Genomic DNA, 23,517 nt, shown 5'->3' with positions numbered 1-23,517 from the left:
CCCCACCCAGGCCAGGCAGGAATTCACGGGCCGTCGGGGTCGCCTGGGGTTGCAAGGGAGCTGGCGACACAGCCCCCTTGCCTACACATCGTCCACCGCTAGCGGACACAAATATCCAGATCGATAACCGGCATAGAGAACGCTTGTGAAGTGGCTCTCAGCCGTCGTCCCGCCCCCACGGCGCGACCTTTGCCAGCAGCGCCATACCCGGCAGCGCCAGCAGCGTGCACAGCAGGAAGAACGGCGCCCAGCCGATGGCCTCGACCAGGTAGCCGGTGGCGGCGTTGGCCACGGTGCGCGGCACCGCCGCCAGGCTGGTGAACAGCGCGAACTGGGTGGCGGTGTAGGCCGGGTGCGTGGTGCGCGCGATGTAGGCGACGAAGGCGGCGGTGCCGAGACCGACGCCGAGCGCCTCGAAGCCGATCACCAACGCCAGGCGCGACAGCTCCGCCGCGCCGATACTGGTGAACGGCCCCTGCCCGGCGAGCCAGGCGAACCCCAGGATCGACACCACCTGCACCACGCCGAACGCCCACAGCGCGCGGTTGATGCCGAGCTTGATCATCCACACCCCGCCCAGCAGGCCGCCGATCACCGCCGGCCACAGCCCGGCGTGTTTGGCCACCAGCCCGATCTCCGACTTGGTGAAGCCCATGTCGAGGTAGAACGGCGTGGCCAGCGCGGTGGCCATGCTGTCGCCCAGCTTGTAGAGAAAGATGAAGCCCAGCACCAGCGCGGCGCCCTTGAGGCCGCTGCGGGTGAGGAATTCGTGGAACGGCTCGACCACCGCCTCGCGCAGCGTCTTCGGCGCCGCCGCGGCCAGTTTCGGTTCGCTCACCGCGAGCGTCATCGCCACCCCCGGCAGCATGAACAGTGCGGTGATCCAGAACACCGTGCCCCACGGCAGGTGATCGGCCAGGATCAGCGACAGCGAGCCGGGGATCAGGCTCGCCAGGCGGTAGGCGTTGATGTGGATGGTGTTGCCGAGCCCCAGCTCCTGATTGCTCAGGATTTCGCGGCGGAAGGCGTCGAGCACGATGTCCTGGCTCGCCGAGCAGAACGCCACCGCCAGCGCCAGCGCGGCGATGGCCCACAGCTCCTGCTTCGGCGTGAACGCCCCGAACCCCGCCATGGTGGCGATCAGCGCGAGCTGGGTGAGCAGCATCCAGCCGCGCCGGCGCCCGAACAGCGGCGGTGCGTAGCGGTCCATCAGCGGCGACCAGACGAACTTCCAGGTGAACGGCAGCTGGATCAGCGCGAACAGGCCGATCGCCTTGAGGTCCACCCCTTCGCTCCTGAGCCAGGCCGGCAGCAGGTTGATCAGCGTGTAGAGCGGCAGGCCGGAGGCGAAGCCGGTGAACACGCAGGTGAGCATGGTGCGCGAGAAGATCACGCGGCGCCAGGAAATCGCGGATTCAGTCATAGGGGGCAAAGGTTGGCCGAAAGAGGCTAGACCCCGTGCCCATGGCGTGGTTCGGGCGCGGGGTCCGCGAAACAACGGGGCGGCCCGAGCCGCCCCGCGCGTCAAGCGTGGCGCGCCACGCGGTAGAACGCCAGGCTGCCGCGCAGGTTGGGCAGGAAGCGGATGCGCCGCCCCTCGTTCATCACCACCCGCTCCAGCACGCCGATGCCGTTCTTGGCGCACAGCGCCTCGAAGTCGCCCAGCATGCACCAGTGGATGTTGGGGGTGTCGTACCACTGGTAAGGGATGGTTTCCGACACCGGCATGTGCCCCTGCAGGATCTGCCAGCGGTTTTCCCAAAAGCCGAAGTTGGGGAAGGTGACGATGGCCTCGCGCCCGACGCGCAGCATCTCCAGCAGGATTTCCTCGGTGTGCTGCATCGCCTGGATGGTCTGCGACAGGATGACGTGGTCGAAGCTGCCGTCGTGGAAATCCGCCAGCCCCGCCTCCAGGTCGCCCTGCACCGCGTTGACGCCGGCGGTGACGCAGCGCGCAATGTTGCCGACGTCGATCTCCACGCCGTAGCCGACCACCTGCTTGTGGCTCTGCAGGTGGGCCAATAGGGCGCCGTCGCCGCAGCCCAGGTCGAGCACGCGGGCACGCGCGGGAATCCAGTCGGCGATCAGTCGCAGATCGGGGCGCAAGGTCGTAGCGGAGTGCTGGCTCATGCCGCCACCTCCTTGGCTACACGGTCGAGGTAGGCACGCATCAGGTCCACGTAGGGTTGGTCGGTCATCAGGAAGGCGTCGTGGCCGTGGGCGGATTCGATCTCGCCGTAGGCCACGCGCTTGTCGGCGGCGATCAGGCCCTGCACCAGCTCGCGCGAGCGCAAGGGCGAGAAGCGCCAGTCGGAAGTGAAGCTCGCCACCAGGAAGTTGGCGGTCGCCTTCTTCAGCGCCGCCACCAGGTCGCCGCCGTGGTCCTTGGCCGGATCGAAGTAGTCCAGCGCCTTGGTCATCAAGAGGTAGGTGTTGGCGTCGAAGTAGTCGGAGAACTTGTCGCCCTGGTAGCGCAGGTAGGACTCGATCTCGAACTCCACGTCGTAGCCGAACTTGTACTCGCCGGAGCGCAGCATGCGGCCGAATTTCTCGCCCATGCCGTCGTCCGACAGATAGGTGATGTGGCCCAGCATGCGCGCCAGGCGCAGGCCGCGACGCGGGATGGCATCCTGCTGGTAGAAGTCGCCGCCGTGGAAGTCCGGGTCGGTGAGGATGGCCTGGCGCGCCACGTCGTTGAAGGCGATGTTCTGCGCCGACAACTTGGGCGCCGAGGCGATGACGATGGCGTTGGCGACGCGGTCGGGGTAGTCGATGCTCCACTGCAGCGCCTGCATGCCGCCGAGCGAGCCGCCGATGATCGCCGCCCAGCGGTCGATGCCGAGCCGGTCGGCCAACCGCGCCTGCGCCGTCACCCAGTCCGGCACCGTCACCACCGGGAAGGCCGAGCCCCACGGCTGGCGCGTGGCCGGGTTGATGCTGGAGGGGCCAGTAGAACCGTGGCAGCCGCCCAGGTTGTTGAGCGCCACCACGAAGAAGCGGCGCGTGTCGATCGGCTTGCCCGGCCCGATCATGCTGTCCCACCAGCCGGCGCTCTTGTCGTCCGGCTGGTAGCGGCCGGCGGCGTGGTGGTGGCCGGACAACGCGTGGCAGATCAGGATGGCGTTGCTCTTGGCGGCGTTCAGCTCGCCGTAGGTCTCAAAAATCAGCTGGTACGACGTCAGCGTCTTGCCGCAGGCCAGATCGAGCGGCACGTCGAACAGCGCCTGCTGGGCGCTGACGATACCGACCGACGATTCGGTTGTGGACATAGTGAAAACAGTGCCTCTTTGATATGGTTTTGTCGGCTTCAAGGCGTACGTGTTATGGCCGGTCCAGGCCGGCGCGGTTTTGAACGATTATATCTGCATCGGCTTGTGCGCATAGCACCGGCGCCGGATAATCGCCTCTCCTTCCCGCCAGGGCCCCCCATGATCGGTCGCCTGTTCAAGTTCTTCGTGCTCTGCGCCGTGCTCTACGCCGTGGCGCGCTGGCTGCTCAACCGCCGCCAGAAGGAGACGTTGCGCGAACTGTTCCAGACTCTGGCGCAAGCGCTCCTGATCAGCTCGCTGATCTTCGTCGGGCTCTACCTGGCGGGCTTCCACCGGCTGTAGCCCCCCGACGCACGCCCCGCACCAGACCGGCGCCGCGCCCCGGAATCCTTGATCCGGCTCAGGCCGGCGGCGCGGCAAAGCCGCTAGACTGCCGGCTTTTCCGCCGACGAGCCCGGCCGCGCATGGATCTGACCCGCCACCTTCATACCTTCGGCCACTACCTCAAGACCCGTTTCGGGGAAAAGGTGCACAAGCTGTCGCTGGCCGGCGACTTCACCTGCCCCAACCGCGACGGCACGCTGGACCGCGGCGGCTGCACCTTCTGCGACGTCAAAAGCTTTGGCCGCGACGCCGCCGCCCTTTCCATCGCCGAGCAGATCGCGCGCGAAAAACACAAGACCGACCGCGCCCGGCGCTATCTGGCCTACTTCCAGGCCTACACCAGCACCTACGCCGAAGTGACCACGCTCAAGGCGCTGTACGACGAGGCGGCGGCGCAGAGCGACGTGGTCGGGCTGTGCGTCGGCACGCGCCCGGACTGCGTACCGGACAGCGCGCTCGAGCTGCTCGCCGACTACCAGCAGCAGGGCTACGAGATCTGGCTCGAGCTCGGCCTGCAGACCGCGCACGACGCCACCCAGGAACGCATCCGCCGCGGCCACGGCCTCACCGACTACCGCGACGCGGTGCAGCGGGCGCACCGGCGCGGGCTCAAGGTCTGCACCCACCTCATCGCCGGGCTGCCCGGCGAGGACGACGCCCACGTGCACCAGACCCTGGCCACGGTACTCGACATCGGCGTCGAGGGGCTCAAGCTGCACCCGCTGATGATCGTGCGCGGCAGCCGCATGGCGGCGCAGTACCGGCGCGGCGAGATCGCCCCGCTGACGCAGCAGCACTACGCCGCGCTGGCGGCCGAACTGATCCGCCACACCCGCCCGAGGTGGTCTATCATCGCATCTCCGCCACCGCGCAGGCGCCGACCCTGATCGCCCCGGCGTGGTGCGGCCCGCGCTGGCCGGCGCTGCAGGCGATCGCCGCGAACCTGGCCGCCGCCGGGCCGCAGGGCAGCGCGCTGGGCCGCCCCTGGACGGGAGCCTGAGCGCGGCGGCGAAACCGTTTCGACGATCGGCTGTCAGATCAGTCCGGGAACGCCGACTAAGGCATATTCCCCGTGGAGGCTACCACCATGCTGATCAAGAAACCGTCCGACATCCCGCCCTCCGAGATCACCCCGGAAGCGGTCTACCTCAACCGCCGCAGCTTCATGCTCGGCGCCGCCGGCCTGATGCTGTCGGGCGAGACGCTGGCCGCGCTCGCCGCCAGGAAGAGCCCGCTGTCGACCAGCGAGCCGCTCAACAGCCTCAAGGACATCACCAGCTACAACAACTACTACGAGTTCGGCACCGACAAGGCCGACCCGGCGGCCAACGCCGGGCGCCTCAAGACGCGGCCGTGGAGCGTGCTGGTGGACGGCGACGTGGCGAAGCCGCGCCGCTTCGGCATCGAGGAACTGCTGAAATTCCCGCAGGAAGAGCGCATCTACCGCCTGCGCTGCGTGGAAGGCTGGAGCATGGTGATACCGTGGATCGGCTTCCCGCTCGCCAGCCTGCTCAAGCAGGTCGAGCCCACCGGCAAGGCCAAGTACGTCGCCTTCGAGACGCTGCAGCGCCCGGCCGAGATGCCCGGCCAGCAGCGCCGCGTGCTGGACTGGCCGTACCGCGAGGGGCTGCGCCTGGACGAGGCGCTGCACCCGCTCACCATTCTGGCGGTGGGCCTCTACGGCAACCCGCTGCCGAACCAGAACGGCGCGCCGATCCGGCTGGTGGTGCCGTGGAAGTACGGCTTCAAGAGCATCAAGTCGATCGTGCGCATCCGCCTCACCGAGCAGCAGCCGCTCACCAGCTGGAACCTGGCGGCGCCGGACGAGTACGGCTTCTACTCCAACGTCAACCCGGCGGTGGACCACCCGCGCTGGAGCCAGGCGAGCGAGCGGCGCATCGGCGAATTCTTCAAGCGCAAGACGCTGCCCTTCAACGGCTACGCCGAGCAGGTCGCCGGCCTGTATCGGGGAATGGACCTGCGCCGTGATTTCTGACAAGACCCTGCCCTCGCCGGCGCGCGCGCGGGCTTCGGCCAACCCCGCCCGTCCCGCCTCCCGGCCGCTGGCGCTGGCCAAGGCGCTGGTCTTCGTCGCCTGCCTGCTGCCGCTCATGCGCACAGCGTGGATCGTGCTCAACGGCGAAGCGGTGAACCCGATCGAGTTCATCACCCGTTCCACCGGCACCTGGACCCTGGTCTGGCTGCTGGCCACGCTGGCCGTGACGCCGCTGCGCCGGCTCGCCGACTGGAACGTGCTGCAGCGCTTTCGCCGCATGCTCGGCCTGTTCGCCTTCTTCTACGCCACGCTGCACTTCACCACCTATGTGTGGCTGGACCAGTTCTTCGACTGGCACGCCATCGTCAAGGACATCGCCAAGCGCCCCTTCATCACCGTCGGCTTCGCCGCGCTGCTGTTGATGACGCCGCTCGCCGTGACCTCCACCGACGGCTGGCTGCGCCGGCTCAAGCGCAACTGGGGTCGGCTGCACCGCCTGGTGTACGCGGTGGCGGTGCTCGGCGTCACTCACTACTGGTGGCTGGTGAAGAAGGACATCCGCCAGCCGCTGATCTACGCCGCGGTGCTGACGCTGCTGCTGGGGCTGCGGCTGTACTGGCGTGCACGCGCGGCACGGATCACGGCTCAGGGCAAGCCACAGGCATGAAAAAGGCCGCCTCGCGGCGGCCTTTCAGCACAGAACGGACGGCTCACTCGATGGTCAGCTGGCGCGAAGTGCCGCCGGTCTTCTTCGGCAGCGTCAGTTCCAGCACCCCGTCGTTGTAGCGCGCCGTGGCCGTGCTCTGGTCCACGTCCTGCGCCAACTGGAAGCTGCGCGATACCTGGCCGTAGTAGCGCTCGGAACGCAGCACGCGTTCGCCTTCCTTGGTCTCGGACTCTTTCTTCACCTCGGCGGAAATCTGCACCCGTCCGCCTTCGATCTGCACGCTGATGTCTTCCTTCTTCACGCCGGGAATCTCGGCGTGCACGGTGTACGCCTTGTCGTCTTCCTTGACGTCGAGCTTGATGCCGCCGGCCAGGTCGGCGCCGGCCTCGAAGCCGAACGGCCGCACGAAGAAGCCCTTGAACATGTCGTCGAGCAGCGGTTCAAGACTGGTGCGACGAATCAGGTCTTTCATGGTGTTACTCCTCCTGTCGGGTTACAAGAAACAATCGCCCGGCCGCCGGCACAACCGGTAGCCACTCACCTTAGGTATGGTCCTTAGCCGCTGATTTTCAAGGCCTTCATCCGGGCTGGCTTGACCTAGCGCAAATCGGCGGCGGCATCTTGGCAGCCACGCGGTTTCGCCCTACCCTTTCACCCTTTCTACCGCCACGACAACAGCCATGAGCAAGGACAAGACCCCGGTGACCCAGGCGGTGCGCGTGCTGCGCGAGCACGGCGTGCCCTTCAGCCCCCATCTCTACGCCTACGAGGAAAAAGGCGGCACCACGGTGTCGGCGCGTGAACTGGGGGTCGATGAACACGTCGTCATCAAGACCCTGGTAATGGAAGACGAACACAAGAAGCCGCTGATCGTGCTGATGCACGGCGACCGCGAGGTGGGCACCGGCATGCTGGCGAAACAGATCGGCGCCAAGAAGGTGAACCCGTGCGACCCCAAGACCGCCGACAAGCACAGCGGCTACCAGGTGGGCGGCACCAGCCCGTTCGGCACGCGCCACGCCATGCCGGTGTACATGGAGGCGAGCATCGCCGAGCTCGACACGCTCTACATCAACGGCGGCAAGCGCGGTTTCCTGGTGGCCATCAGCGCCGCCGACCTGGTGCGCGTGCTGAAGCCGACGCTAGTCAACGCCGCCGCCTAAAACGGGCGCAAAAAAACCGGCGCAGTGCGGCGCCGGCTTGGTGGCAGGTCATTGGTCCTCGCTGCCTATCTCAGTAGGCGAGCGAGCCAAGGCAGGTTGAGTGCCGCCAACGCGCAGGAACCGGAATGGACACAGGGTCCATGAGGATTCCGCATCGCTGTGCGAATCCAGCGCTCAAGATGCAAAGGCATAGCCGCCTAATGGGGCCGGATTCACCACCACCAGAACATCCAGCCCCAGGCGCTGTCCACCCAGGCCAGCGTGCCGAGGAACGGCAGCAGCGCCGCCAGCCAGCGCACCCCGCCGCACCAGCGCCGCACGATGCGCGCCGCCAGCCACAGCGACCACAGGTTGGCCGAAGCCAACAGCAGCAGGCGGAAGTCGTTGACCCAGAACACCGGCAGCCCCTCGTTCTTGAGCAGCGTCACCGTCAGCGCCGACAGGCCGAGGAACACGCCGCAGCCGGCGAGCGGGATCAGCGCCTGCGCCAGGTGGTGCCAACGCTGGCGCTGCCACGGTCCGGCCAAGCGCACCGCCAGCGCCAACAGCACGCTGATCACCGTGCCCATCGCCAGCGCGGTGGCGAACACGTAGCCCAGCAGCATGGTGCCGTCGAGCCAGGAGAAGCTGTCGTTCAATTCCGGGTAGTGGGTCAGCAGCCACCACGGCGCGTTGCTCTCGAACGGCCACCAGATGTCGCGTGCGATCAGCCACTCCGCGGCCATCTGCTTGAGCGTGACGAACCACGGGCTGGCACTCCAGTGGAAGGCACCGATCGCCACGCCGAGCAGGCCGTAGACGATCAGCAGCGTCTGCCAGCCGTCGGCCTCGCGCTCGGCCACCTCGACCACCTCCGCGCTGGGCGAGCGCAGTGACAGCGTCACCGCGTCGCGGTGGCTGCTGCAGCGCCCGCACATGTGACAGCCGCTGCCGCCCTTCATGTGGCGGATCGGCTGCAGCGGCGCGCAGTTGACCGCCTGGATGCGGATCACGCTCTTGTTGGCGATGGACGCCTGCCAGGCTTCTTCCTGCACCTTGAAGTGCAGCGGGGCGAGCTTGGATAGCAGGCCGAACACGCCGTTGACCGGGCACAGGTAACGGCACCAGGCGCGCTTGCCGCGGGTATAGACGAAACCCACCGCCACCGCCGCCACGGTCGAGCCGCCCAGCACCAGCAGGGCGGCTTTCGGATACTGGTAGACGCTCACCAGCTGGCCGTACACCGTGGTCAGCACGAAGGCGACGAAGGGCCAGCCGCCCCAGCGCATCCAGCGCGGGATCGGCCGGCCCAGGCCCTTCTGCGCCGCCCATTCCGACAGCACCCCCTCGGGGCACAGCACGCCGCACCAGACGCGCCCGAACAGCACCATGCTGAGCAGCACGAATGGCCACCAGATGCCCCAGAACACGAACTGGGCGAAGATGGTCAGGTTGTCGACCATCCGCGCCGTGTCCGGCGGCAGCGGCAGACAGGCCGGCACCACCAGCAGGAAAGCGTAGACCAGCACCACCACCCACTGCAGACGCTGCAGCAGGCGGCCATGATCGCGCAGCCAGTCGCCGCCCTTCGCCAACAGGCGGCTCACGCCGCCGGCTGTTGTTGCCGCCATCTCATCAACCCCGTCATCAGCAACCAGAACATGCCGTAGGCCAACAGGCTCATCAGCGCCGGATGGGCGCGATAGCCGGTCAGCGCCGCCACCACGCCGCCCACCGGCGACATGTCGTCGAGCAGCATCGAGCTGTCCCACAGCGGATCGACTAGCGCCGGCAGGTAGCCCATCGAGATCAGGTGCTCGATGCCGTTCATGAACAGCGCCGCCGCCAACAGCAGCAGCATCACCTCGGTGACGCGGAAGAACAGCCGCCACGACAGGAAACGCCCGCCCAGCTGCAACAGGAAGAAGGTCAGCAGCGCCAGCAGGAAGCCCAGCAGTGCCGCGCCGCCCATCGACAGCAGCGTGCTGCCGTCGGCGCCAGCCAGCATGCCGTACAGGAACACCACGGTCTCGCTGCCCTCGCGCGCCACGGCGATGGCGGTGAGCGTCAGCACGCCCCACCAGTTGTTGCGCGCCGCGTTATCCGCCAGGCCGCTTTCCAGCTCCCGCTTCAGGGTGCGGCCGTGCTCGCGCATCCACAGCACCATGTGCACGATCAGCGCGGCGGCGGTGAATACCATGACGGTCTGGAAGCTGTCCTGCGCGCCGCCGAACAGCTCGGCCGCGCCGAACAGGCCCAGCGCCAGCACGATGGCGCACAAGAAGCCGACCAGCACGCCGCCCCACAGATAGCGCTTGCCGCGCGCCGCCACCTCGCCATGGTTATTCAGCCAGGCGTAGAGAATGCCGATGACCAGCATGGCCTCGACGCTCTCGCGCCAGACGATGAACAGCACCTGTCCCATTGTTGCCTCCCTGCCCGCCGGCTTACTTGGCGACGATCACGCCTTGCGCCGTGGCCATGTGAAATTCGTCGAAAAACTTGTACTCGCCCGGGCTCAAGGGCTGGATCACCACGAACGAGTCGGCGCCGGGGCCCAGCACCTTCTCCTTGCGCAGCTGGGTGCTCTCGAACTCGACCGGGGTCTTGCCGGAATTGACCAGCTCGATCTTGAACTTCTTGCCGGCCGCCACCTGCAGCCGGGCGGGATTGAGCTTGCCGTCCTTGAGTTCGAGCCGGTACACCGGCAACTCTTCGGCCAGCACGTTGGCCGAAGCCAGCCCCAGCGCCAACACCATCAGCCATGCACGCTTCATCAAACAACGCTCCTGCTAGAAAGGGAAAAAGCGCCGCAGGAAGCTGCGACGCGGCAATCAGATCGTGGCACAGGTGGCTCGAAGCTATTCCAGTGGGCGTGCGAACCGAGGCAGGTTGAGTGCCGACGCAGCACAGGAACCGGAGTGGACACAGAGTCCATGAGGATCATGGCTGAGCGAATCTAAAGATTCGCACGCTCAGAGCAGCACCGGCGCTCAAGATGCGAAGGTGTAGCCACCTAATGGGATAGGTTCTTAGTAGCCACCTTTTTTGCCGGTACCGGCGTAGGTGAACTCGTAGTTCAGCTCGAACGGCTTGAACCAGGCGCCGACCCCGGTTTCCTTGTCGACGTGGCGGCCGAAATGGGCATGCTCGTTGGCGCTCGGCGCCTGGATGGTGTACTTCAGCTTGTACTTGCCCGGCCCCATCAGCTTGACGTTGTCGCCGTAGTGCGGGCCGTCGGAGGCCACCATCGGCATGAAGTCGCCCTTGATGGTCTGGTTAGAACCGACCTTGCTGACCTCGTACTTGATCACCAGGTACGGCATCCAGTCGCCTTCGGCGAAGCCGTTCGGGTTGTTCTTGACGGCGTGGATGTCCGCTTCCAGGTGCACGTCGGACTCGGCGGCCTTGCGCATCATGCCTTCCGGTTCCATTTTCACCGGCTGCAGGTAAACGGCGCCGATTTCCATGCCGTTCTTGATTTGCGGCTTGCCGATCGGGTATTCGGCGGCAAGGGCGGACGAGGCGGCGGCGACACCGGCAAGGGCCAGCACGACATGGCTCAGACGACGGATCATTCGGTTCTCCCAATGAAGGATGGCGGGCTGCCGGCAACGGCCGGCACCGATCAATTAACGGGAGTCATTATCATTCTTAATCTCACCTAGCGCAATAGATGAGAATGAATTTCATCTTGATCTAGATCAACGCGATGAGCCGGCCAGCGCCACGCCACGCGCCAGACGACGCCGGAATGCCATGCGGAAGGCGAAGCCCAGGCAGAGGAAGCACGCCATGGTCAGTGCCAGCGTCAGCGGGCTGCCCCATACCAAGGGCGCGATCACGCCGGCCACCAGGCTCGACATCATGGTCTGTGTGAAGCCCTGCAGCGACGACACCGTGCCGCGCAGCTCGGGAAACTGGTCCATCAGGATCAGCGTGATCGACGGCGCCACCAGCGACATGCCGGTGGTGTAGAGCATCAAGGGCGCCACGTTCCAGAACAGCGCGGGCGGAAACAGCAGGTTGTAGAGCAGGTTGCACGCCAGCGCAGTGAACATCACGCCGTAGCCCAGGTTGACGATCTCACGCGCCCCGCGCCGCCCGGCCAGGCGCCCGGACAGGAAGGCGCCCAACATGATGCCGCCCACCGCCGGGCCGAACATCCACAGGAACTGCTCCGGCCCGAGCCCCAGGTGCTGCATCAGGAACACCGGCGCGGCCGGAATGTAGACGAAGAAGCCGGCAAAGTTGAACGACACCGCCGCCGCCAGGAGCTGGAACTCGCGCTGGCGCGCGACCCGGGTGTAATTGGCGAGCAGCGTGCCCAGGTGCAGGCGCTGGCGCCGCTCGTGGCCGTGCGTCTCCGGCAGCGAGAACCAGCTCATGACAAACAGCCCGAAGCCGATCAGCGCCATGAACACGAAGATCGAATGCCAGCCGAAGGCGCCGAACAGCCAGCCTCCCACCACCGGCGCGATCGCCGGCGACAGCGAAAACAGCATGGTCACCTGCGACATCATGCGCTGCGCCTCGGCGCCGTCGAAACGGTCGCGGATGATGGCCCGCCCCACCACCAGGCCGGCCCCGCCGCACAGTCCCTGCAGGCCGCGGAAGATCAACAGCGTGGTCAGGTTGTCGGCCAGCGCGCAGCCGACCGAGGCCGCCCCGAACAACAGGGTGGTCACCAGCACCACCGGACGGCGTCCCACGGCGTCGGAGATCGAGCCGTGCCACAACATCATCATGCCGTAGCAGAACAGGTAGACGGTGAGCGCCTGCTGGATTTCCACCGGGCTCGCACCGAGCGAGGCGCCGATGGCGCGCATCGCCGGCAGGAAGGTATCGATCGAAAACGGCCCGAGCGTCGCCAGCAGCGCCAGCACCAGGGCCAGGCCGCGCGAACGCGTGGCGCTCGGGGAAGTAACAGTCTGTGAAGGCATCAAATCGTCGTTTTCCAAATAATCTAAAGTGGCCCGGCCGCGCGGATGGCGGCGGCTTGGCCCCGGCCGGCCTATTGGGTCACAATAGCCGTCCGCTAAAAAAGGGGAACCCCGCATGATTCGCCTCTATCACAACCCGCGTTGCTCCAAGTCGCGCGAGGCACTGAAACTGCTGCAGGACGCCGGCGCCGACGTCGAGATCATCGACTACCTGAAAACCCCGCCCAGCGCCGAGGAACTCGACCGGCTGCTGACGCTGCTGCAGCTGGAGCCGCGCGAGCTGATGCGCCACAAGGAGGACGAGTACCAGGCGCTGCACCTGGACGACGTCACGCTGGAGCGCCGCCACCTGATCGCGGTGATGGTCGACCACCCGCGCCTGATCGAGCGCCCGATCGCGGTACAAGGCGAACAGGCCGTGATCGGCCGGCCTCCGGAGCGGGTGCTGACCCTGCTCGGGCAGTGAATCTGCCAACCAGCAAAATGTTTCTTGCGAAATAGTAACACGGTTTACTATAATCGAGCCATGAACAAATCCTTTCACCAGCTCGAACAGGCGATAGACCGTGTCGACAGCCGCTTTCCCGGCGTGCCGCGCCAGGAGGTCATCCTCACCCGGCTCTATTACCACATCATGCCGCGTCTCGGCGCCTATCTGAACGAGGCGCTGAAGGACTACGGCATTCACGAGTCGGTGTGGATGACGCTGATGACGATGTACGCCTGCCCGGACCACGTGCTGTATCCGTCCGACATCAGCGACACGCTCGACTCCTCGCGCACCAACGCCACCCGCATCTCGGACGAACTGGTGAAGAACGGCTGGGCAGAGCGCCAGCCCTGCGCCGAAGACCGCCGCAAGATCCGGCTGGTGCTGACCGACGCGGGCATCCGTTTCGTCGAGCTCATCATGCCGGTGGCGCGTGACCGCAACCGCTCGCTGTGGTCCGACTTCAGCGGGGACGAAAAAGTGCAGCTGGAGGGTCTGCTGCGCAAATTGCTCGCCCGTCTCGGCGGCTGAGCAGGAACCGGCCTGGCCGGTTTTTTGTCGACCATATAGTAACCACAGTTATTATTTTGCAAATGAATAATTGCATGACTAAACCTCCACTCCCCCGCCCCCACTGGCAGCCCGCCCTGGGAATGCTGCTGCTGTCCGGCCTCTTGGCCGGCTGCGCCACCCCGGCCCCGAGCGCCGCCCCCGCCACCCCGCTCAACGCCGAGCGCCTGGCGCTGCCGGCCGCCAAGGCGGACCCGGTGCACGACAACTGGTGGCAGGCGCTGGGCGACCCGGCACTCGACCAGCTGATCGCCAGCGCGCGCCGGCAAGCACCGTCGCTGAAACTGGCCGCCGCCCGCGTGCGCGAAGCCGCCGCGCTGAGCGGGCTGGCCGACAGCCGGCGCGGCCCGCAACTCGACGCCAACGCCAGCCTCGACCGCGAACGCTATTCCGCCAACGGCCTGCTGCCGCCGCCGATCGGCGGCAGCTACCAGACGCTGTACGCGATCTCGCTCGACGGCGGCTGGGAGCTCGACCTATGGGGCAAGCACCGCGCCGAGCTGGACGCCGCGCTGGGGCAGCAGCGTGCCCAGGCGCTCGACGCCCGCCAGGCCGAACTGCTGCTAACCCAGGCCGTGGCCAGCCAGTACACCGTGCTGCAGCGCGCCCTGGCGCAGCAGCAACTCAGCACCGGCCGCCTCAAGCTGGCCGACAGCCGCCTGCAACTGCTGCGCGCCCGCGTCAGCGCCGGCCTGCTCAGCGCCGATGTCCTGCGCCCGCTGGAAGTGCTGCAAGCGCAGCTGAAACAGCAGCTGAGCGCCCAGCAAGGCGATGCGGCGCGCGCCCGCCATGCCCTGGCGGCGCTCACCGGCCAAGCGCCGAACGCGCTCGACGCCCTGAGCCCGGCCCCGCTCGGCACCACGCCGGACCTCGACGAGGCAGCGCTCACCGCCGCCCTGCTGGGCCAGCGCCCCGATGTGGTGGCGCAGCGCGAACGGCTGGAGGCGGCGGCGCACAGCGTCAAGGCGGCGCGTGCCGCGTTCTACCCCAACGTGCAGCTGAGTGCCTTCATCGGCCTATCGTCGCTCGACATCGGCCAGTTGCTGCAAAGCGAATCGCGCATGCTCGGCATCGCCCCGGCGGTCACCCTGCCGATCTTCCACAGCGGCGCGCTGCGCGCCAACCTGAGCCGCGAGCAGGCGCGCTACGACGAGGCGGTGGAGAGCTACAACCAGACCGTGCTCGACGCCCTGCGCCAGGCCGCCGACGCGTTGTCCGGCCGCGACCAGGCGCGCCAGCAGCTGGCCGACGCGCGCCAGGCCGAAGACAGCGCCCGCCGCGCCAGCGACGCCGGCGTGGCACGGCTGCGCGCCGGTCTGAGCAACAAGCTGGACCTGCTCGGCACGCAGGATGCGGAGCTGGTGCAGCGCGCCGCCCGCCTCGACAGCCAGGCCGCCGGCCAGCTCGCCTTCGTCAACCTGAATACCGTGCTGGGCGGCGGCCTGCTGGCCCCGGCGCAGCCCTGAGGAACACTCCATGGAAAAACCCGCCAAAAACCCTTCGCGCCAGCGCGGCCTGATCCTGGCCAGCCTGGTGTTCGCCATCGCCGCCATCGGTTACGGCGCCTACTGGGCCACCGTGCTGCGCTACCAGGAAGCCACCGACGACGCCTACGTCAACGGCCACCTGATCCAGCTCACGCCGGAGATCGCCGGCACCGTGGTCAGCATCGCCGCCGACGACACCGACCGCGTCAACGCCGGCCAGACCGTGGTGACGCTGGAAGCCAACGACGCCCGCCTGGCGTTCGAACGGGCGCGCAACGAGTTCGTGCAGGCGGTGCGCGAAACGCGCCAGCTGATCGGCAGCGAACGCCAGCAAAGCGCCCAGGTCAGCCTGCGCCAGAGCGAGCTGGCACGGGCAGAAGACGACCTGAAACGACGCCAGCAGCTGGCGGGCAGCGAGGCGCTGTCGGCCGAGGAGCTGGCGCACGCGCGCGACGCCGTGGCCACCGCGCGCGCCGCCTTGGCGGTGGCGCAGGAACAGGCCGCCAGCACCCAGGCCCTGCTCGGCCAGGAAACGCTGGCCAGCAAGCCGGCGGTGGCGCGCGCCGCCACCCGTCTCAAGGAAGCCTGGCTCGCGCTCCAGCGCACCGAGGTGCGCGCCCCGCTGGCTGGCTATGTGGCGCGCCGCAGCGTGCAGGTCGGCCAGCGCGTCAGCGCCGGTAGCCCGATGCTGGCGATCGTGCCGCTCGACAAGGTGTGGGTGGACGCCAACTTCAAGGAAAGCCAGCTGCACACCATCCGCCTCGGCCAGCCGGTGGAACTGCACGCCGACATGTACGGCGGCGACGTCACCTATCACGGCAAGGTGGCCGGGCTGGCCGCCGGCACCGGCAGCGCCTTCTCGCTGCTGCCGGCGCAGAACGCCACCGGCAACTGGATCAAGGTGGTGCAGCGCGTGCCGGTGCGCATCGAACTCGACGCCGCCGAGCTGAAGACGCACCCGCTGCGCGTCGGGCTGTCGATGCAGGTCGAGGTGCAGACCCGCAAGCAGGACGGCCCCACCCTGGCCGAGGCGCCGCGCACTGCGCCGGCCCAGGTCACGCGCGCCCTGACCCCGGACCTGGCGCAGGCCGATGCGCTGGTGGCGCAGCTGCTCGCCGCCAACGCCGGCGCCAGCCACTAAGCCGGAGCGCCCGCCATGACGCCTCCTCCGCTCACCGGCGCGCGCCTGGTATGGATCACGCTGGCGCTGTCGCTGGCCACCTTCATGCAGGTGCTCGACACCACCATCGCCAACGTGGCGCTGCCGACCATCGCCGGCAACCTCGGCGCCGCCACCAGCCAGGGCACCTGGGTGATCACCTCGTTCGGCGTCGCCAACGCCATCGCCGTGCCGCTCACCGGCTGGCTCGCCAAGCGCGTCGGCGAGGTGCGGCTGTTCGTCGCCTCGACCGTGCTGTTCGTGCTGGCCTCGTGGCTGTGCGGACTAGCGCCGAACCTGCCGCTGCTGATCGCCTTCCGCATCCTGCAAGGCGCGGTGGCCGGGCCGCTGATCCCGCTGTCGCAGAGCCTGCTGTTGGCCTGCTATCCGCCCGAGAAGAAGGGCATGGCGCTGGCGCTGTGGGCGATGACGGTGATCGTGGCGCCGATCTTCGGCCCGCTGTTGGGCGGCTGGATCAGCGACAACTGGCACTGGGCCTGGATCTTCTTCATCAACATCCCGGTCGGTCTGTTCGCCGCCGCCGTGGCGCGGCGCGAGCTGCAAGGACGCGAGAGCGAGATCAAGGCGTTGCCGATCGACCGCGTCGGCCTGACGCTGCTGGTGCTGGGCGTGGGCGCGCTGCAGCTGATGCTGGACAAGGGCAAGGAGCTCGACTGGTTCCACTCCAGCGAGGTGGTGATGATGGCCATCGTCGCGGTGGTGGCGCTGACCTACCTGGTGATCTGGGAGCTGGGCGAGGAGCACCCGATCATCGACCTGTCGCTGTTCCGCATCCGCAACTTCACGGTCGGCGTGATCTGCATCAGCCTGGGCTACATGATGTACTTCGGCGGCGTGGTGCTGCTGCCCTTGATGCTGCAAACCCAGCTGGGCTACACCGCGACCTGGGCCGGCATCGCCTCGGCGCCGGTCGGCATCCTGCCGGTGCTGCTCTCCCCGATCATCGGCAAGAACGCGCACCGCCTCGACATGCGCTGGCTGGTGACGGTGAGCCTCAGCGTGTTCGCGCTGTGCTTCTTCTGGCGCACCCATTTCTCGCCGCAGATGGACCTGGCCTACGTGATCTGGCCGCAGTTCGTGCAGGGCATCGGGCTGGCCTGCTTCTTCATGCCGCTGACCACCATCACGCTGTCGCGCGTGGCGCCCAACCGCGTGGCGAGCGCCTCCAGCCTGTCGAACTTCCTGCGCATCCTGGCCGGCAGCATCGGCGCCTCGGTCAGCACCACGCTGTGGGATACGCGCGAGGCGGTCCACCACACCCAGCTCACCGCCGCCATCGACAGCGGCGGCAGCGTCGCACAGCAGTGGTTCGGGCTGCTGGGCCAGGCCGGGCTGTCGGCCGGCCAGCAGGCGGCGCTGACGGCACGCGAGATCACCACACAGGGCTATGTGCTGGCGTCCAACGAGGTGTTCTGGGGCGCGGGTTGCCTGTTCGTGCTGCTGCTCGGGCTGATCTGGTTCGCCAAACCGCCGTTCGGGCACTCTGGTGGCGACGGCGGCGCGCACTGAGCCGTCCGCTCACCGTCAACACCCGGCGTGAGCCACGCCGGGTTTTTGTCGCCCAAAGGTTGGCCGAAGCCGCCCAACGGCGCGCTACAAGGTGCAGCTTTCCTTGCCGTCCTTCCCGGTCTGGCACAGCTTGATGTTGCCGTCCTGGTCCAGCGTCAGCGTGCCGCCGACCCAGTCCTTGCCCGCCTTGGGCGAGGCCTCCAGCTGGTACTCGCCGTCGTCGGTGTTCTTGGCGGTGCTGGCGAAGGCGATGTCGTAGAACTCGGTGGCGGTCACCGGCAGGGTGGGCCAGGCGGTGGACGACTGCTTGAAGGTGCCCTTCTCGCTGTACCAGCGCTCGAGGAAGTGGGCATTGTCGAGCAGCGCGGCTCTCGCCTCGCTCTGGCGCGCGCGGATCACGTGCTCGCGGTACGAGGGCAGCGCCAGCGACGCCAGGATGCCGACCACCGCCAGCGCGATCAGCAGTTCGATCAGGGTGAAGCCCCGGCTTCGGCCAACCTTGTACCGCATCAGAATATCTCCCGCCAGGCGATGCGCCTGCCTTGTTTGCTGGCGTCGCCGGGGATGCCTACCCCCGCCGGCGTCCCGTCGTTGCTGCCGCCGAACGCCAGCCGCAGCCCCTTGCCGGCCTTGGCGATGCTGGCGTTGTCGCGGTTGTTGATCTGGCCGTTCTGGTCGGCATAACTCTGCCATTGATAGTTGCTGGCGGCACTGACGTAGAGCCGCAGCGCCGACGGCATGCCGACTTCGGAACGCACGCCGCTGGGGATCTGGGCCACCTTGCCCGTTTCGAACACGGCCCAGTCGGCGATCGTGCCCTTGTCGTCGCCGTTCAGGTCGAACGCGGTCTTGGCCGGCGCCGCCCCGGAGAGCGGGTCCAACGACATCAGCCAGCCGTCGCCGCCGACCGAACACTGCAGGTTCGCCACGAAGGGAATCTGCGTGGTGAAGTAGAGCCGCTCGCCGACCAGCACCGGGGCGTGCAGCAGGCGCTCGCCGCTGCCGGCCGCCAGGTCCAGGTACCAGCCGCCGGCCGCCTTCTCGCCGATGGCGACCGGGTGGCTGGTGGTGCGGCGCACGGTGTAGTCGTGCAGGCTGCCATCGGCCATCTTCACCGTGCTGCCGACTTCGCCATCGAGGCTCTGGCGCACGATCAGCCCGCGCCCGCCGGCGCCCTCGCGGTCGCCGTACTGGTAATACTTGCCGCTTTGCGGCGTGTCCCACAGCCCGTACACGCTCTGGCCGGTGGTGGAGCGGCGGTCGCTGTCGTACAGCAGCTGGCCGCTGCCGAACAGCACCATGTAGCCGTCGCCGCCCGGGCGCCGGTACAACGCCGGCGTGGCGGTGACCGGCTGGCTGGCGTCGCCCTGCCAGAACGGGCTGGCCGGCGCCGCCCAGTCGCCGCGCAGGTCGAAGCGCCAGACATTGCCCTTGAGGTCGCCGGCGTAGACCGCATCGGCCACCTTGTCGCCATCGAAGTCCAGCACCGCCGGCCCGGACAGGCCGTTGCCGCCGACGCGGCCGACCTTGATCTCGCCCAGCAGGGTGCCGCTGTCCAGTTCGAACGCCAGCAGCGCGGCCTGGCCGCTGGCGCTGTCGTAGCCGTTGCCGCTGATCGCCGCCCACACGCTGGCGCCGCTCACCGGATGGCGCACCTTGGCGATCACCGGTTGGCCGAAGACGTAGCCGAGCGCGCTCGCGCCGCTCGCCGCGCCGGCTTCCCAGCGCACCACCTCGGCCGGCGCGGCCGCCTTGCCGCTGGCCGACATCAGCGAGCTGACATCGAGCGAAAACAGCGCCTTGCCGCCCTGCGCCAACGCGCCCACCAGGTAGGTGCGGCCATTGTCCAGGGTCTGCGCCACGCTCGCGCCGTTGACGTAGTAGCGGTGCGGCTTGGCCGCGGAGCCGTAGTCGGGGTCGGTGAGATCGACGAGCCGGGTCAGCACCTCGAACGGCACGTAGCCCAGCACCTCCTGGTAGGCGCTCTCGCCCGTCGCCTTGCGAAACACGTGCAGCATGCCGTCGTTGCCGCCCACCGCCACCAGCTGGGCGTCCGTGGCCGAGAACGTGGTCAGCGGCGAGTCGATGACGTCGCCGAGCCAGGGCGTGGTGCGCTTATCGAAGCGCTGCCCCGGCATGGCGTGGCCCAGCACGAAGTGGATCACGTCGTTGGGCTGGCTGCCGAAGGTGAGCTTGTCGTTGTCGGCCATGCCGGGCTTGAACGCCTGCGCCACGACGTTGCTGTCGATGGCCTTGTTGCTGCCGTTCTTGTTGCACACCCAGTTGTTGCTGCGATTGTCGTAGTAGCGGGTATAGACGGTGCGCTTGTCCCAGTCCGGCAGCAGCGCCTCGCTCGGCCGGCTGAAGTCCGGCCTGCCCTTGGCGTCGACCGGGTAGCTCAGCAGACGCGAGGTCCAGCTGCGGGTGTCGTAGGTGGTATGCAGCAGCGCGCTGGTCTGGCGCTCGCCGCTGACCGGCGGCGTCGAGGTCGAGTTCTGGCGGTAGATGTCGTCCATCGCCGAGGTGAAGCTGGCCTTGAGCTGTTCCCGGTTGCTGGCGGTGAAATAACGCCCCCCGCCCTGCATGGCGGTTTTCTGCAGCAGGGTGTTATCGACGGTGAAGCCGATGGTGTAGGTCTTGATCGACTGCCGGGCGAACGTCTCGGCGTCCCAGCCCTGGCCCTCGCCGTCGCTGCCGGAGGTGAACAGGTCGCCGGCAGCGGCGCGCCCGGCGAAGGACGGCAGGGGATTGTCCTTGCCCAGCGACAGCCCCGCGAAGAGGGGGTCGCCAGACAGCGGAAACTCGTTGTCCTCGGTCGGCTCGCCGTCGGTCATCATCAGGACGAAGTTGGCCTGGCAGCGGTACTGCACCGGGCTGGCGTAGCGGCCGGAACCGCGGCTGCCCGACGCCGGATTGACCGGCTTGTAATAGGCCGAGCTCATGCCGCGGTAATAGCGCGTCATCTCGTAGTAGGCCTCGGCCAGTGGCGTGTTGGTGTCGGCGCCGAGGCTGTCGATAGCGCTCTTGACCCGGTCGAGATGGTCCTTGCCGCCACCGACCTCCGCCACCAGCCGCCCCGCCCGGTTGTAGCGCAGATCCTCACGGTCGTTGACGTAGTCCTTGCTGCTGGACGGATCGAACGAGAACAAGCCCCAGCGCATGTCGGGATAGGCATCGATCATGCTCTTGGTGACGTCCTTGGCGATCGACAGCCGCGTCTCGCCCTGCAACGGGTCGAGCACGTCGCCATACCAGCAGCCGCGCCAGTTGCAATGCCTCTCGCGCTTCTGGCCGGTATTGCCGTACACATCCCAGGCCATGCTGCCCGAGTTGTCGAAGAACAGCAGGATATTGGGCGTGACCTTGACCGACAGCTGCAACGGTGCGCTCGGATAGGGGCTGTTGTAGGCCGGCAGCGTGCAACTGTTGGCCGGATAGGTTGGCATCGGCAGCAGCAGCCCGGCCAGGCCGAGCAGGGGCAGGAAGCGGGAGATCATCACGGCACCACGTAATAGCTTTGCAGCGTCACCACGCTGTTGGCGTTCTTGCCCCAGGCGCGCACGGTGAGACGGTACAGCCGTCCGCCGCCGTCGCTGTCCTGGTAGTTCCGGTCGACCAGCTCGATCAGGTAGCGCGGGTTGGCCCACACCCCGTCCAGCGTCACCACGTCGGGGCAGCGGTTCTGCACCGCGCCGCTCTTGAAGGCGTATTCCAGCGCGTTGCCGCAGGGGTGCAGCGCGGGCACGCTCTGCTTGCCGACGCTGACGGTGCGCTCCCAGGGCTGGAGCGCGCCGCCGCCCACCTGCGCGCTGGTGGCGCACAGCCCGCTCTGCCAGCCGGCCGGGTTGGCGTCGTTGCGGCAGCTGGCGCTGAACACGCCGCCGGCGCCGAACAAGGCGTCGTCGCTCTTGCCCGCCACGTCGAGCGCCTGGTCCATCTCCGCCACCCGCGCCTCGGCCGCCTTCAACGCCAGTTCGGCGAGCTGGAAGGTGGCCTGGCGGTCGCTCTGGTTGCTGCCGATGCGCTGCTCGTCGACGATCAGGCGCGACGACCCCAGCACCACCAGGGTCATCATGAGCAGCACCATCAGAGCCACGATCAGGGCGCTGCCGCGCTGCCTCAGCCCTGCAGCGGACGCTGTGCGCATTGCACCCCTCCCCGCAAGGCCACCGTCAGCGGGTAGGCCACGCTCACCTTCTGCCCCGCCTGCAGCGCCGAAGCCTGCTGCAGCGTCAGCGTCAGGCGCACCGTGCCGACCTGCCGCCAGTCGGCCACCTCGCCGGCGGCGGCGTAATGCAGCCGCGGTGTCGAGTCGGCGTCGCAATCGTCCAGCACGCCGTAGTCCACGCTGAGCAAGGCCACCCCGTCCGCCACCAGCGTGGCGGCGCCCAGGCTGCCGTCGGCCAGCATCTCGCGGCGCAGCAGCTGCTTTTCCCCGTTCACCTCGGCGACGAAATAGGCGCGCGACACCAGCGCCATCACTTCCAGCGAAGCCAGCTGATGACCGGTGGCGCGGCTGGCCGTCCTGAGCGGCAGCGCATGGGCCTCGTCCAGCGTCAGCGTCTGCGCCGTCTCGCTCTTGCCCAGGGTCATGCCGCTGCCGCTGGCCAGCACGTCGATCTGCGAGCAGCTGGCCAGCGCCAGCCGGGTCCAGTTGGCCCAGTCGCCCTGCTCGGGCGGCAGGAAGGTGAGGCCGGTGACGGCGTCGCCCGCGGCGTTGACGGTGCGGGTGCCGAGCGGGAAGGCGCCCTGGCCGTACTGGACGATCAGCAGGTCGCTGTCCGCGCTCAGGCCGCCGAGCCAGGCGCTGGCGGCGGCGCTGCCCTTGGCGAGGCCGCGCAGGCCGTTGCTGTTCTGGTCGACCTGCTGCCAGGCGCTCGCCCCGCCGCGATTCACCACCTGCCAGTCGTCGCCGCGCTCGCCCAGCGCGGCGCAGCCGAAGTTGCCAGCCATGCGCAGGTCGCGCGCCAGCAGCTGCAACGCCGAGCGGGCGTCCTGCTGGCGTGCGATGCGCTGCTCGGCGGAACGCAGGCTCTGGCGCGTCGAGACGAAACTGCCGAACACCACGGCGACGATGATCGAGCCGATGGCGACGGCGATCATCAGCTCGATCAGGGTGATGCCGCGCTGGCGCGCGTCAAGGCTCGAACACGAGGACATAGCGGTTTTCAGCGAGGGGAGAGGACGCCGTGGCGGCACGCTGGCCGCTATCGACCAGCGCCTGGCGGCTCTTGCCGTCGAGACGGGACGACCACACCACGCGGATCGACAGGGGACCGCTGCCACGGCAGCCCGGATCGTCTTGACTCGGGGCGGCGCTGCCGCGGCAGACCGCCGCCTGGACGGCGTTGCCGGCGGCCAGTCCGCTGGCCAGCCCGGACTTGAAGGTCCACAGGTCGAGCGCGGCGAGGTTCTGCTGGCTGCAGCCGGCGGCATCGCGGCAGCTGTTGGCGGGGGCGCTGGCGTCGTGGCTGGCGTAACCGCTCTCGACGTAGTGCGCCCAGGACAGCACGGTGGCGCCGTTGGCATCGAGCTGGCGCAGCGGGTTGGCACGCATCGCCTCGGCCAGGCTTTCCGCCTGCAGCGCCACCAGGCTGCGGATCTCGGTATCGCGGGTCTGGCTCAGGGTGCGCGCCTGCAGCCCGGCCAAGGCCAGCAGGCCGACCAGCAGCACGAACATAGCGATCAGCACTTCCAGCAGCGAGAAGCCGCGCTGGCGGGACGCAGAACCTGCCCACGATCTGTCGCGAGCGCCCCTCAGCGGGGTGAAGAGCAGCACAGAAACCGGACTGTACTGGAGTGCATGAGGATCATGGCTGGGCAAATCGGAGATTTGCACGCGCAGCGCAGCGCATGAGCCCCGATCAGGGGCGCGCAGCA

The 23,517-nt window shown here is 68.0% G+C and carries 24 protein-coding genes; 10 read left to right on the top strand and 14 right to left on the bottom strand.

The annotated features are described in order from the left end of the window. Positions 1–157 precede the first annotated feature (157 nt). The 3 genes from FURADRAFT_RS01050 to metX form a co-directional block, all read right to left on the bottom strand. Positions 158–1,423 carry an AmpG family muropeptide MFS transporter gene (locus FURADRAFT_RS01050; RefSeq protein WP_008952233.1) on the bottom strand — a complete coding sequence of 422 codons (1,266 nt, stop codon included), beginning with the start codon at positions 1,421–1,423 and terminating at the stop codon, positions 158–160. 101 nt (positions 1,424–1,524) lie between these two features. Continuing rightward, positions 1,525–2,130, bottom strand: coding sequence for a methionine biosynthesis protein MetW (metW, locus tag FURADRAFT_RS01045; RefSeq protein ID WP_008952232.1), 606 nt, complete (start codon positions 2,128–2,130; stop codon positions 1,525–1,527). Next, a complete protein-coding gene (gene metX, locus FURADRAFT_RS01040; RefSeq protein ID WP_008952231.1) occupies positions 2,127–3,269 on the bottom strand; it encodes a homoserine O-succinyltransferase MetX in 1,143 nt (380 codons plus the stop codon). Before metX ends, metW begins: the two co-directional genes overlap by 4 nt. A 159-nt stretch (positions 3,270–3,428) precedes the next feature. On the opposite strand from metX, the gene FURADRAFT_RS01035 reads away from it, so the two are divergent. The 4 genes from FURADRAFT_RS01035 (at position 3,429) to FURADRAFT_RS01020 (ending at position 6,316) form a co-directional block, all read left to right on the top strand. Further along, on the top strand, positions 3,429–3,611 hold the full coding sequence (locus tag FURADRAFT_RS01035; protein ID WP_008952230.1) for a protein MIGRI: 183 nt from the start codon (positions 3,429–3,431) through the stop codon (positions 3,609–3,611). Between the two features lie 122 nt (positions 3,612–3,733). After that, complete coding sequence (locus FURADRAFT_RS01030; RefSeq protein WP_008952229.1) at positions 3,734–4,540, top strand: TIGR01212 family radical SAM protein; 807 nt, start codon at positions 3,734–3,736, stop codon at positions 4,538–4,540. 200 nt (positions 4,541–4,740) lie between these two features. After that, positions 4,741–5,649: a protein-methionine-sulfoxide reductase catalytic subunit MsrP gene (gene msrP / locus FURADRAFT_RS01025; protein WP_008952228.1), complete on the top strand. Its 909-nt coding sequence runs from the start codon at positions 4,741–4,743 to the stop codon at positions 5,647–5,649. Next, a complete protein-coding gene (locus FURADRAFT_RS01020; RefSeq protein ID WP_008952227.1) occupies positions 5,639–6,316 on the top strand; it encodes a protein-methionine-sulfoxide reductase heme-binding subunit MsrQ in 678 nt (225 codons plus the stop codon). The genes msrP and FURADRAFT_RS01020 overlap by 11 nt, the downstream gene beginning before the upstream one ends. A gap of 43 nt (positions 6,317–6,359) precedes the next feature. On the opposite strand, the gene FURADRAFT_RS01015 is transcribed toward FURADRAFT_RS01020, so the two are convergent. Next, positions 6,360–6,788: an Hsp20/alpha crystallin family protein gene (locus FURADRAFT_RS01015; protein WP_008952226.1), complete on the bottom strand. Its 429-nt coding sequence runs from the start codon at positions 6,786–6,788 to the stop codon at positions 6,360–6,362. A gap of 208 nt (positions 6,789–6,996) precedes the next feature. Here FURADRAFT_RS01015 and ybaK point away from each other — a divergent pair, with 208 nt between their 5' ends. Next, a complete protein-coding gene (ybaK, locus tag FURADRAFT_RS01010; RefSeq protein ID WP_008952225.1) occupies positions 6,997–7,479 on the top strand; it encodes a Cys-tRNA(Pro) deacylase in 483 nt (160 codons plus the stop codon). Positions 7,480–7,691: 212 nt separating this feature from the next. Here ybaK and FURADRAFT_RS01005 read toward each other — a convergent pair whose 3' ends face one another. The 5 genes from FURADRAFT_RS01005 to FURADRAFT_RS00985 form a co-directional block, all read right to left on the bottom strand. Further along, positions 7,692–9,089 (bottom strand): 4Fe-4S binding protein, encoded by a 1,398-nt coding sequence (locus tag FURADRAFT_RS01005; RefSeq protein WP_008952224.1) that lies wholly within the window; start codon positions 9,087–9,089, stop codon positions 7,692–7,694. After that, positions 9,062–9,883, bottom strand: a complete 822-nt coding sequence (locus FURADRAFT_RS01000; protein WP_008952223.1) for an FTR1 family iron permease — start codon at positions 9,881–9,883, stop codon at positions 9,062–9,064. The genes FURADRAFT_RS01005 and FURADRAFT_RS01000 overlap by 28 nt, the downstream gene beginning before the upstream one ends. Before the next feature lie 22 nt (positions 9,884–9,905). Next, entirely contained in the window at positions 9,906–10,235 is a 330-nt protein-coding gene (locus FURADRAFT_RS00995) for a cupredoxin domain-containing protein (protein ID WP_008952222.1), read from the bottom strand. Positions 10,236–10,490: 255 nt separating this feature from the next. Next, positions 10,491–11,036, bottom strand: coding sequence for an iron transporter (locus tag FURADRAFT_RS00990; protein WP_008952221.1), 546 nt, complete (start codon positions 11,034–11,036; stop codon positions 10,491–10,493). 126 nt (positions 11,037–11,162) lie between these two features. Then, a complete protein-coding gene (locus FURADRAFT_RS00985) occupies positions 11,163–12,401 on the bottom strand; it encodes a multidrug effflux MFS transporter (RefSeq protein ID WP_008952220.1) in 1,239 nt (412 codons plus the stop codon). Between the two features lie 115 nt (positions 12,402–12,516). Here FURADRAFT_RS00985 and arsC point away from each other — a divergent pair, with 115 nt between their 5' ends. From arsC to FURADRAFT_RS00960, 5 genes are all read left to right on the top strand, one after another. Beyond that, positions 12,517–12,867, top strand: coding sequence for an arsenate reductase (glutaredoxin) (gene arsC / locus FURADRAFT_RS00980; protein ID WP_008952219.1), 351 nt, complete (start codon positions 12,517–12,519; stop codon positions 12,865–12,867). 60 nt (positions 12,868–12,927) lie between these two features. After that, the gene (locus FURADRAFT_RS00975) at positions 12,928–13,422 is read left to right on the top strand and encodes a MarR family transcriptional regulator (protein ID WP_008952218.1); all 495 of its coding nucleotides are present in this window, start codon (positions 12,928–12,930) and stop codon (positions 13,420–13,422) included. A 74-nt stretch (positions 13,423–13,496) separates the two neighbouring features. Further along, on the top strand, positions 13,497–14,927 hold the full coding sequence (locus tag FURADRAFT_RS00970; protein WP_050773203.1) for an efflux transporter outer membrane subunit: 1,431 nt from the start codon (positions 13,497–13,499) through the stop codon (positions 14,925–14,927). Between the two features lie 10 nt (positions 14,928–14,937). After that, positions 14,938–16,089, top strand: coding sequence for an HlyD family secretion protein (locus tag FURADRAFT_RS00965; protein ID WP_008952216.1), 1,152 nt, complete (start codon positions 14,938–14,940; stop codon positions 16,087–16,089). A 15-nt stretch (positions 16,090–16,104) separates the two neighbouring features. Beyond that, on the top strand, positions 16,105–17,637 hold the full coding sequence (locus tag FURADRAFT_RS00960; protein WP_008952215.1) for a DHA2 family efflux MFS transporter permease subunit: 1,533 nt from the start codon (positions 16,105–16,107) through the stop codon (positions 17,635–17,637). A gap of 84 nt (positions 17,638–17,721) precedes the next feature. Here FURADRAFT_RS00960 and FURADRAFT_RS00955 read toward each other — a convergent pair whose 3' ends face one another. From FURADRAFT_RS00955 to pilV, 5 genes are read right to left on the bottom strand one after another with little or no spacing between them, the layout of a single operon-like run. Next, positions 17,722–18,147, bottom strand: a complete 426-nt coding sequence (locus FURADRAFT_RS00955) for a type IV pilin protein (RefSeq protein ID WP_008952214.1) — start codon at positions 18,145–18,147, stop codon at positions 17,722–17,724. Continuing rightward, positions 18,147–21,134 carry a pilus assembly protein gene (locus FURADRAFT_RS00950; protein ID WP_008952213.1) on the bottom strand — a complete coding sequence of 996 codons (2,988 nt, stop codon included), beginning with the start codon at positions 21,132–21,134 and terminating at the stop codon, positions 18,147–18,149. Before FURADRAFT_RS00950 ends, FURADRAFT_RS00955 begins: the two co-directional genes overlap by 1 nt. After that, positions 21,134–21,784 (bottom strand): pilus assembly PilX family protein, encoded by a 651-nt coding sequence (locus FURADRAFT_RS00945; protein WP_008952212.1) that lies wholly within the window; start codon positions 21,782–21,784, stop codon positions 21,134–21,136. The genes FURADRAFT_RS00950 and FURADRAFT_RS00945 overlap by 1 nt, the downstream gene beginning before the upstream one ends. Further along, positions 21,757–22,797, bottom strand: coding sequence for a prepilin-type N-terminal cleavage/methylation domain-containing protein (locus tag FURADRAFT_RS00940; protein WP_008952211.1), 1,041 nt, complete (start codon positions 22,795–22,797; stop codon positions 21,757–21,759). Before FURADRAFT_RS00940 ends, FURADRAFT_RS00945 begins: the two co-directional genes overlap by 28 nt. Then, on the bottom strand, positions 22,775–23,416 hold the full coding sequence (gene pilV / locus FURADRAFT_RS19820; protein ID WP_268869723.1) for a type IV pilus modification protein PilV: 642 nt from the start codon (positions 23,414–23,416) through the stop codon (positions 22,775–22,777). Before pilV ends, FURADRAFT_RS00940 begins: the two co-directional genes overlap by 23 nt. Between the last annotated feature and the right edge of the window lie 101 nt (positions 23,417–23,517).

Source organism: Pseudogulbenkiania ferrooxidans 2002, assembly GCF_000174355.1.
Classification (GTDB): Bacteria; Pseudomonadota; Gammaproteobacteria; order Burkholderiales; family Chromobacteriaceae; genus Pseudogulbenkiania; species Pseudogulbenkiania ferrooxidans.
This window is presented reverse-complemented; position numbering and strand designations above follow the sequence as displayed.